Consider the following 9,818-nt stretch of genomic DNA (forward strand, 5'->3'; position numbering starts at 1 on the left):
TAACCTGAAATCGGTCTTTCAGGGGCTCGATAAAGTCGGGATTGACTCTATTTTTACCGCCGGTGATGTCAACCGCAATGTGATGTGTACCTCTAACCCCGCAGAGTCGGTGTTGCATGCGCAGGCGTATGAGTATGCCAAAACGCTCTCAGATCACTTTATGCCCAACGCCAAAGGCTATGCCGAGATTTGGCTGGACGAAGAAAAAGTAGCTGGCGGTGAGCAAGAGCCGATTTATGGCGCAACCTATCTGCCACGCAAGTTCAAAATGACTGTTGTTATCCCGCCACAAAATGATGTTGATTTGCATGCTAATGACCTGAACTTTGTTGCGATAGCAGAGCAAGGCCAGTTAGTGGGCTTTAACGTACTGATTGGCGGTGGTTTGGGCATGACGCATGGCGATCAGGCCACCTTCCCGCGTACGGCCACGGAATTTGGTTATATCGCAAAAGAAGATGCCATAAAAATTGCAGAAGCTGTGGTGACGACACAGCGCGATTTTGGTGACAGGAGTAACCGGCGTACCTCAAAAACCAAATATACTTTAGAGCGTATCGGGGTCGATACCTTCAAAGCCGAAGTCGAGCGCCGTTCGGGTGTTACGTTTGCCCCGATCCGCCCGTATGCCTTTACCGGCCGAGGTGACAGATTTGGCTGGGTAGAAGGCATTGACGGTAAATGGCATCTCACCTTATTTATTGAGAACGGGCGCATCATTGATACGGCCGAGCAGACACTGAAAACGGGCTTACGGGAAATCGCCCAACAGCACAGCGGTGATTTTCGCTTAACAGCCAACCAAAACTTGATCATTGCCGGTGTCCCGCTAGAGCAAAAAGCCCAGATTGAAAAGCTGGCGCGTCAGCACGGCTTGCTGACCGAGGGTGTCAGTGCCCTGCGGCAAAACGCCATGGCGTGTGTTTCACTGCCAACCTGCCCGCTGGCCATGGCCGAAGCGGAGCGTTATCTGCCCGGTTTGGTGACGGATGTTGAACAGTTATTACAAAAGCATCAGTTGGCACATGAGCATCTGATTTTACGTGTAACAGGTTGTCCGAATGGGTGTGGCCGTGCCATGTTGGCAGAGGTTGGGCTGGTGGGCAAAGCACTGGGCCGTTATAACCTGCATCTAGGCGGTAGCCTGACTGGTGAGCGTATTCCGCGGCTATATCGTGAAAACATCAGCGAAGCGGAGATCCTCAATGAGCTGGATCAGCTAATTGGCCGCTGGTCAGCTGAACGCCTTGATAATGAACCCTTTGGTGATTTTACCCTGCGTAGTGGCATTGTTCGTGCGGTGACTGATCCGGCACGTGATTTTTACCACTGAGTCTGACTACCGGATATCGCCTGTTGGCGGTATCCTTTGAGGTTATTATGGTCTCTCTATCATCGGATTCCTTATCGTTGCCACGGGCAGCCACAGCGCTGCACGTACCTGCGCTGGCAGAGCTATTGCTGTTGGATAAAGCAGCACAGCAACAGCAATTAGCCCCGATTAACCAGTTGTTGCTAACCCTGACGGCTGAACAGCGGGTCGCGTGGGCATTAACTCAGCTTCCGGCGCAGCATGTGCTCTCATCAAGCTTTGGTATTCAGGCCGCCGTCTGCCTGCATTTACTCAGTGTTCAGCAACCGCAGATCCCCGTTATCCTGACCGATACTGGTTATCTATTTGCAGAAACCTACCGTTTTATTGATGAGCTGACCGAGCGTTTACAGCTTAATCTACACATTTTTCGTGCCGAGCACTCACCGGCGTGGCAAGAGGCGCGTTATGGTCGGTTGTGGGAGCAGGGGGTAGAGGGGATCACCCAATATAATCAGCTCAATAAAGTTGAGCCGATGCAGCGGGCATTACAAAGTTTAGGCGCGCAAACGTGGTTTTCTGGTTTACGCCATAGCCAGTCAGACAGTCGAGCTGCTCTGCCGATATTGGCGATACAACGTGGGGTATTTAAGTTTTTACCGATTGTTGATTGGAGTGATCGCCAGATTTACCAGTACCTTACCGAGCATCAACTGCCTTATCACCCACTGCGTGAACAGGGGTATTTATCGGTGGGCGATACCCATACTACCCAGAAATGGGAGCCGGGCATGAGTGAAGAGCAGACTCGCTTTTTTGGTTTGAAACGCGAGTGTGGTTTGCATGAAGAGCCTGAGAATCAGGGGTCGGGTATCTAATTAATGCAGAGTGGTTAATCGCAGATTAAGCGTTATTTTATTAAGTGCTATTGAATAGCCACATTCACAGGGAAAAGAGCGCACCGTGAGTGTGCTTTTTCCTCGTGGCTATTTTTTATATTTTTTTATTTACTGTGGATTTTTTCTATTCATACACTAGGTTTCTCTTTCTCTTTCTCTTTCTCTTTCTCTTTCTCTTTCCCTTTCCCTTTCCCTTTCCCTTTTATTCTGGTGCTCTGCTCTATTTTTCTTTCTTATTTTTATTCTCTATTTTTATTTTGTGTGTGGCTGGTTTACGTTTAATGAGTTTGTTTTTTATAGGGATGTTTATGTCTTGCACGGTTTAGTAGTAGAGATATGTTTGTCACTCTACAAAAATAGATTGCAGCCGATATAGCAAACGGGCAGAGCAGTGATGTTAGTCGCTATCTTGCCAGATATTGCGCTAAAAAGAGCAGTGAGCATATATAGCCAATGGCGATAAAAAAATCCCATATATGCTTTTTGATGATTGTATGCATATTTTAATCTCCGCAATGTAGCTGCAAGGTTAACAATATGTTTAATTTATCAGTTTTGCAATCCTCTCCACGATTGCTTTTTTAAGGAGTGCAGGGAATGCCGCAGGCAGATCGAAAAACAGACAGTGATGATACTGATGGCGGAAATATACCGTTTGATGCGAAAACAACAGAAGAGATGCACAGTACCAACCCGCGCCTGATTAGTGCGCGTAAACGTGCCATTGATATTGCCACTGCGCGACATATTGACGGAAAAATCTACCCGCAACAGACGCTAACACTGACTCAGCGATTACAGCAGCGCTTGCAGCAAGAGCAGCGTGATCGGCAAGCCAACTTAGAGAGCATCATGCGAATTGGTGCAAGCTTGTGTCAAGATACGCTGGCGGTGGAGGCTGATCCTGACTGGATCAGCAGTTTTTTACAGTTGGCACAAGAGACGCGTGGCAGTGCCATGCAGCGTTTGTGGGGCCGAATTTTGGCACAGGAAATTGTGCAGCCGGGAAGCTTTTCAATTAAGGCGCTGCGTACCCTGCGTGATATGACGCAGCGTGAAGCGCGGCTGTTTCAGCGTGCGTGTGCGGTGTCATGCAGTTTTAGCAGTGACAGTGCCTCTAAGCGAATCATCACCGGTTTACGGCCGGCGAAAAGTGGGCTGAAGGCACTCTTTCGGGCGGCGTTGCCTGAGCAGCTCAATCTGGGGACATTCAAACTGCCTTACAGTGCGTTACTGTTACTGCAAGAGCTGGGTTTGTTGTTGGGTGGCGAGCTGGAGTCGGGAAGTTTAATCGCCGGAAAACCGTTTCACCTGCATTTTTCCGGTAGCGATCTTAGCTTGACTGCTGCAGAGGCCGGACACCGTTTAACCTACTACCGATTTAGCCCGGTGGGTGAGGAGTTGTCGCAACTGCTCACCGGTAATGTGTTGCCCGAATATGTGCAGTTGCTCAGTACGTTGTTTGGCGCACATGTTGCGGTATCTGTACGTCAGACCACGGTTACTGCATCTGCTGGCGTATTGTAGGGCCAATGGGATAAAAAAACTCCGCAACAGGGTGCGGAGTTTGTATGGCTATATTTGATTGAGGCTATATTTGCGCCTTTGTATGTGCATGGCCGCTTGTGTTGCTGATGTGTCTTGCAACGTTTGCGTTGTTAGCAGCAGCCCCGTTGCCAAGGTACGCGAACCATAAAGGCAGGGTTGGCCAGATCTTCGCGCTGGTTATAACGCAGCGGTTGGTTATCGAGCGTTTCAATAACTGCGCCAGCCGCTTGTGCGATACAGTGTCCGGCTGCGGTATCCCACGCCATTGTACGGCCAAAGCGCGGGTAGAGCTGGGCGCTGCCCTCGGCCACTAAACAGAATTTGAGTGATGAGCCTACCGCCATCAAGGTGTGCGGCCCAAGTTCATTGAGATAGCGATTAAGCTGCGGGTCTTGATGCGAACGGCTGGCAATGACGACCGGAGGCATTGCTTGCTGCACTTGCAGGCTATCACGCTGACCATTATGAATGCGCCATGCCTTACCGCCTTCAGCTAAATAGAGCTTATCTTGAGCAGGGGCATACACCACTGCCATGATAGGAACACCGTGCTCAATCAGCGCGATGTTGACGGTAAACTCACCGTTACGCTTGATAAACTCTTTTGTACCATCAAGCGGGTCAACCAGCCAGAATCGTGTCCAGTGGCGGCGGGTCTCCCACGGTAATACGGCAGCCTCTTCCGAGAGCACTGGGATCCCTGCGGTGAGTGATGTCAGCCCGTTCACAATAATGTGATGTGCAGCCAGATCGGCTTCGGTCAACGGCGACGCATCGGCTTTATGCACGATAGTCACTTCACGTTGATAGGCCGACATAATGGCGGCTCCCGCTTCGCGTGCGATCTTCTCTAACGCCTGCAACATAGGTGTACCTCTCTTACCTAATGATGCCACGTGTTTTCAGCGCCTCCAGTAATGTATCGACCAGTTCACTGACAGAGTGCTGATCGCTGTGAAGATGCACTTCCGGATTTTGTGGGGCTTCGTACACGGCATCGATGCCCGTAAAGTCTTGAATTTCACCCGCGCGCGCCTTTTTGTACAGCCCTTTTACGTCGCGGCGTTCACATTCCGTGAGCGGCGTATCGACATACACCTCAATAAATTGATCTGGCTCGACTAATTCACGCACTAAACGGCGCTCATCGCGGTGCGGTGAGATAAATGCGGTGAGCACAACCAGCCCCGCATCCACCATCAGTTTACTGACTTCACCCACCCGCCGAATGTTTTCGCGACGGTCTGCCGCACTAAAACTGAGGTCGCGGCATAAGCCATGGCGGACGTTATCCCCATCGAGCAGGTAGGTGTGGATCCCGCGTTGGAACAGGGCGTGTTCGAGCGCACCGGCCAGTGTTGATTTTCCTGCACCGGATAATCCGGTAAACCAGAGCACCGCGGCGCGGTGCTGATGAAGTTGCTCGCGGGCAGCCTGTTTAACCGGATGAGCATGCCAGACGATGTTATCGGGCTTATCAATGCCCGATTGATTGATGCTTGCTTGATTGATATCTGATCTATTCATAAGAGATGCCGGTGTTATCAGAGATATCTGTGCTGATATCACGTGCGCCCCAGTGTGGATACTGTTTGCGGATCAGTGCATTGAGCTCACGTTCAAAGGCGCTGTAGGGTTGACTTGGTGCTGCACCTGCTTGTTGTGCAGCGTCGGTGGTATCGCGCGTGGATAAACGCTGGTGGATAAGTCCAGCGCCGACGGTGACATTGCTCAAGCGGTCAATAAAGATAAAACTGCCACATTCAGCACTTTGTCGATAGGTATCGAGCGCCAGAGGTTCGGTAAATTCAATCTCGACACGCCCGATGCCGTTGAGCGGCAATGCGTCAGTTTCATGCTGCGCGTGGCTGTTTACATCGGTTTGGTGCAGTATCGCGCTGATACGGGCTTGTGTTTTCTTTCCGGCCAGCTTGATGTCGTAGGTTTTTCCCACCTGTAAGGGCTGTTCTGTCATCCACACCACATCGGCCAGAATGCGCGAGGTGGTTTGCAACGGATCGTCTGCGGCAATCAGCAGGTCGCCACGGCTGATATCAATCTCATCGGCCAGAACCAGTGTAATCGCCTGCCCCGGTACGGCAACGGGCAGATCGCCATCAAAGGTCACTATACGGCTGACATGAGTTTCCAATCCTGAAGGCAGCACTTTGAGTTTTTGCCCGACCGCGACAGTGCCTGAGGCCAGTGTTCCGGCGTAACCGCGAAAATCACGATCTGGGCGGCTGACATATTGTACTGGGAAGCGTAACGCCTGCTCGGTACGCGATTGCACAACATCAATCTCTTCGAGCACCTGCAACAGTGCTGGCCCCTGATACCAGTTGAGGTTTTCAGTACGCTGTACCACGTTATCACCATCAAGGGCTGATAGCGGCAAAATCGTGATTTGTAACTCAGGGTTTAAACGGTCAGCAAATGCCAGATAATCTTGTTTGATTTGCGCAAAAATCTCAGCACTGTAACCGACCAGATCCATTTTATTGACTGCGACTACAAAGTGGCGGATACCGAGCAAGTTGGCGATAAAGCTATGGCGACGGGTTTGACTGAGCATGCCTTTGCGGGCATCAATCAGTAAAATTGCCACATCACAGGTAGATGCGCCGGTGGCCATATTACGGGTGTACTGCTCATGGCCGGGGGTATCGGCAATGATAAATTTACGTTTATCAGTTGAAAAATAGCGGTAAGCCACATCAATGGTGATGCCTTGCTCACGCTCGGCTTGCAGCCCGTCAACCAATAGGGCCAGATCGAGTTTCTCACCAGCAGTACCTATCCGGCGGCTGTCTGCGTGCAGTGAACTGAGCTGATCTTCATAAATCTGGCGGGTATCATGCAGTAATCGCCCAATTAAGGTGCTTTTACCGTCATCAACACTTCCACAGGTTAAGAAACGCAGCAATCCTTTATGTTGTTGCGCCAGCAGGTAGGCTTCCACGCCCTGTTCGGCAATTTGTTGTGCAATATAGTTATTCATGATGCCGCTCCTTAGAAGTATCCCTGACGCTTTTTCATCTCCATTGATCCGGCCTGATCTTTATCGATCAGCCGCCCTTGCCGTTCGCTGCTGCTTGATAACAACATCTCTTCAATGATGGCAGTCAGACTGTCAGCATCAGATTCAATTGCACCGGTCAGCGGCCAGCAACCGAGTGTACGAAAACGGACCTTACGCTGCTCAATGCGCTCGTGCGGCTGCAGTTCGATGCGATCATCATCAACCATCAGCAGCATGCCATCGCGCTCTAATACAGGGCGCTCTTTGGCCAGATACAGTGGGACGATGTTGATCCCTTCGAGAAAGATGTATTGCCAGATATCCAGCTCGGTCCAGTTTGACAGGGGAAAGACGCGGATACTCTCACCTTTGTTGATCTGGCCGTTATAGTTGTGCCACAGCTCAGGACGCTGATTTTTCGGATCCCAGCGGTGTGCTTGATCCCGAAATGAGTAGATCCGCTCTTTAGCGCGCGATTTCTCTTCATCACGGCGTGCACCACCAAAGGCGGCATCAAATTTGTAGTGGTTGAGTGCTTGCTTAAGCCCTTCGGTTTTCATGATATCGGTATGTTTAGCACTGCCATGTACAAACGGGTTGATGTTCATCGCCAGCCCGTCAGGATTGCGGTGAACCAGCAGCTCAAAGCCATACTCTTTGGCGGTGCGATCACGAAATTCATACATTTCACGGAATTTCCAACCGGTATCAACATGCAGCAACGGGAAGGGAATTTTTCCCGGATAGAAGGCTTTACGGGCCAGATGCAGCATGACGGAGGAGTCTTTACCAATCGAGTACATCATCACCGGATTGGTAAATTCAGCGGCAACTTCCCGAAGAATATGGATACTTTCGGCTTCAAGTTGCTGTAAATGGGTCAGTTGTTTTACGTCCATGCGATTTCCTTAAACCAAATTTACAACAGAAGGCCAAAGTGGGCTGTGTGGCCGTTCACCAAACCAGTGCAGAGAGTCGGCCAGTGCAGCAACTTCCCCGACAATAATCAGTGCCGGAGAGTCAGCGTGCTGGGCGAGTGTCGAGAGCTGTTGCAGTTCACCGCGTAGCACTTGCTGATCAGGGCGTGTTCCTTTGGCGATAATGGCTACCGGAGTAGAGGCTGCCCGCCCATGCGCGATCAGTTGCTGCTGGATCTCGGCCGCTTTAACCGTGCCCATATAAATCGCCAGTGTCTGGCGGCCACGGGCCAGTGTTGACCAGTCGAGCTGATCGCCATCAGGCCGGCAGTGTCCGGTGATGAACATGGCCGTTTGCGCATAGTCTCGGTGTGTCAGCGGAATTCCGGCATAGGCGGTTGCGCCTGCAGCGGCAGTGATCCCTGGCACAACTTGAAACGGAATACCGGCGGGGATCAGGGCTTCTAACTCTTCCGCCCCACGGCCAAAAATAAACGGGTCTCCGCCTTTGAGCCGTACAACCCGTTTTCCGGCCTGTGCCAGTGCCAGCAAGGTGGCATTGATCTCATCTTGTGGAACAGAGTGAAAACCCGCTTTTTTACCGACACACAGACGCTCTGCATCCCGCCGAATCAGCTCTAAAATGGCATCTGAAACAAGATAGTCGTACAGCACAACATCAGCCTGCTGCAAAACCTGCAATGCCCGCAGTGTCAGCAAACCGGGATCACCGGGGCCGGCACCGACCAGAAAAACCTCGCCTGCGGTCACGGTGGCATTGTCATCATTTGCACTGTGTTGATGCACGGGCTGTTGGTGAGCAGATTGTTTAGGTGTTTGTGGCTCGGCGGTAGTTTGATTAATTACCGTAGCCAAAGCCTGCTCAAGGGTGATCTCCGCCTGCGCTTGTTGCCCATTTTGTACCAAGCTAGAGAAGCGGCCACCAAACAGGGCCTCCCAAAAACGCCGACGGGCCGTTACCGAGGGCAGTGCAGCTTTGACTTTGCCACGCCATTTGTCAGCCAATGTTGCCATTGCACCAAGGTGTGTTGGCAGGGTTGCTTCGAGTTTTTCGCGAATGAGCCGAACCAGTACGGGGGCCGCTCCGCCGGAAGAGACCGCTACCACAATCGGTGAACGGTCAATAATGGCGGGTACAATAAATGAGCACAGGGCTTTGTTATCCACCACATTCACAAAAATACCGCGCGCCTCTGCAGCCGCGCTCACTTCAGCGTTAAGGCTGTTGTCATCTGTTGCGGCAATCACCAAAAACTGGCCATCGAGCTGGGCGGGGTTAAAGGTGGTACTCAGCCACTGTAACTGCTGTTGTTCAAGATGTTGTTGCAGTGCGGCAGTTAAGCTGGCACTGACAATCTGAATGTTGGCTTGAGCACTTAGCAGTAAGGCAATTTTACGCTCAGCTACGCTGCCGCCACCCACAACTAAAACCGAACGCCCTTTAATCTGGGCAAATAGGGGTAAGTATTCCATGACAACCCTCGGCAGTAATTCCCTCTCTGGCAAGCACTATAGAGCGTTATTGATAGACGTATAAATGCTGAATTCGCATTTCAAATTCCGTTTTGTTCTAATTCCGGCGCTTTCATCGCAGCGGGTGTTTGGCAGTGAACAGAGGTTGCTCGTGCGGGTAAATAACGGGGCGTGGGATACGCGAATTAAACGAGATGAGGTTCACAGAGTGTCACGTAAAAAACTCGCTATACATACAGATTTGCTACCCTTGTCGGGAATTTCTTACCCCTACTGTTTGCTCGAGGAATTTTTATGTCTTTATCGCGTACTCCGCTGGCGCTGGCTATTGCGGCAGGTTTGATCTGCTCTGGTGTGGCAAGTGCCGCAACCGTTTCCCTGCGCGTGCTGGAAACCACGGATTTGCACAGTAACATGATGGATTATGACTATTACAAAGATCATGCTACTGAAAAGTTTGGTTTAACCCGTACGGCAACCTTGATTGATGCGGCACGCAAAGAAGCTAAAAATAGCGTGCTGGTGGATAACGGCGATCTGATTCAAGGCAGCCCGATGGGGGATTATCAGGCGGCAAAAGGGCTAAAAAAAGGCGACGTACATCCTGTCTACAAGGCTATGAATTT

General features: G+C 51.1%; 9 protein-coding genes. 4 read left to right on the forward strand and 5 right to left on the reverse strand.

Translation table 11 applies throughout. From position 1 onward, the window contains the following. The 3 genes from ACRC27_RS09110 to ACRC27_RS09120 form a co-directional block, all read left to right on the forward strand. Positions 1–1,333 (forward strand): NADPH-dependent assimilatory sulfite reductase hemoprotein subunit (locus tag ACRC27_RS09110; protein ID WP_438639731.1); only part of this gene is annotated, 1,333 nt, incomplete at its 5' end. Between the two features lie 113 nt (positions 1,334–1,446). Further along, a complete protein-coding gene (locus ACRC27_RS09115; RefSeq protein ID WP_438623577.1) occupies positions 1,447–2,190 on the forward strand; it encodes a phosphoadenylyl-sulfate reductase in 744 nt (247 codons plus the stop codon). Between the two features lie 618 nt (positions 2,191–2,808). Further along, positions 2,809–3,738 (forward strand): TIGR03899 family protein, encoded by a 930-nt coding sequence (locus tag ACRC27_RS09120; RefSeq protein WP_438623441.1) that lies wholly within the window; start codon positions 2,809–2,811, stop codon positions 3,736–3,738. A 131-nt stretch (positions 3,739–3,869) separates the two neighbouring features. Here the strand turns inward: ACRC27_RS09120 and cysQ are convergent, their stop codons facing one another. The 5 genes from cysQ to cysG are packed head-to-tail and all read right to left on the reverse strand — an operon-like array spanning position 3,870 to position 9,192. Beyond that, positions 3,870–4,625, reverse strand: coding sequence for a 3'(2'),5'-bisphosphate nucleotidase CysQ (gene cysQ / locus ACRC27_RS09125; RefSeq protein ID WP_438631311.1), 756 nt, complete (start codon positions 4,623–4,625; stop codon positions 3,870–3,872). Between the two features lie 13 nt (positions 4,626–4,638). Further along, on the reverse strand, positions 4,639–5,286 hold the full coding sequence (cysC, locus tag ACRC27_RS09130) for an adenylyl-sulfate kinase (RefSeq protein WP_438631313.1): 648 nt from the start codon (positions 5,284–5,286) through the stop codon (positions 4,639–4,641). Then, positions 5,279–6,760 carry a sulfate adenylyltransferase subunit CysN gene (cysN, locus tag ACRC27_RS09135; RefSeq protein ID WP_438639732.1) on the reverse strand — a complete coding sequence of 494 codons (1,482 nt, stop codon included), beginning with the start codon at positions 6,758–6,760 and terminating at the stop codon, positions 5,279–5,281. Before cysN ends, cysC begins: the two co-directional genes overlap by 8 nt. A gap of 11 nt (positions 6,761–6,771) precedes the next feature. Next, positions 6,772–7,680 (reverse strand): sulfate adenylyltransferase subunit CysD, encoded by a 909-nt coding sequence (cysD, locus tag ACRC27_RS09140; RefSeq protein WP_438623445.1) that lies wholly within the window; start codon positions 7,678–7,680, stop codon positions 6,772–6,774. A 9-nt stretch (positions 7,681–7,689) separates the two neighbouring features. Beyond that, a complete protein-coding gene (gene cysG, locus ACRC27_RS09145) occupies positions 7,690–9,192 on the reverse strand; it encodes a siroheme synthase CysG (RefSeq protein ID WP_438639733.1) in 1,503 nt (500 codons plus the stop codon). Between the two features lie 294 nt (positions 9,193–9,486). Here cysG and ACRC27_RS09150 point away from each other — a divergent pair. Beyond that, positions 9,487–9,818: metallophosphoesterase (locus tag ACRC27_RS09150; RefSeq protein WP_438639734.1), on the forward strand; the 332-nt coding region annotated here is incomplete at its 3' end.

This window comes from Plesiomonas sp., from assembly GCF_051650925.1.
Lineage (GTDB): Bacteria > Pseudomonadota > Gammaproteobacteria > Enterobacterales > CAMTGL01 > Plesiomonas.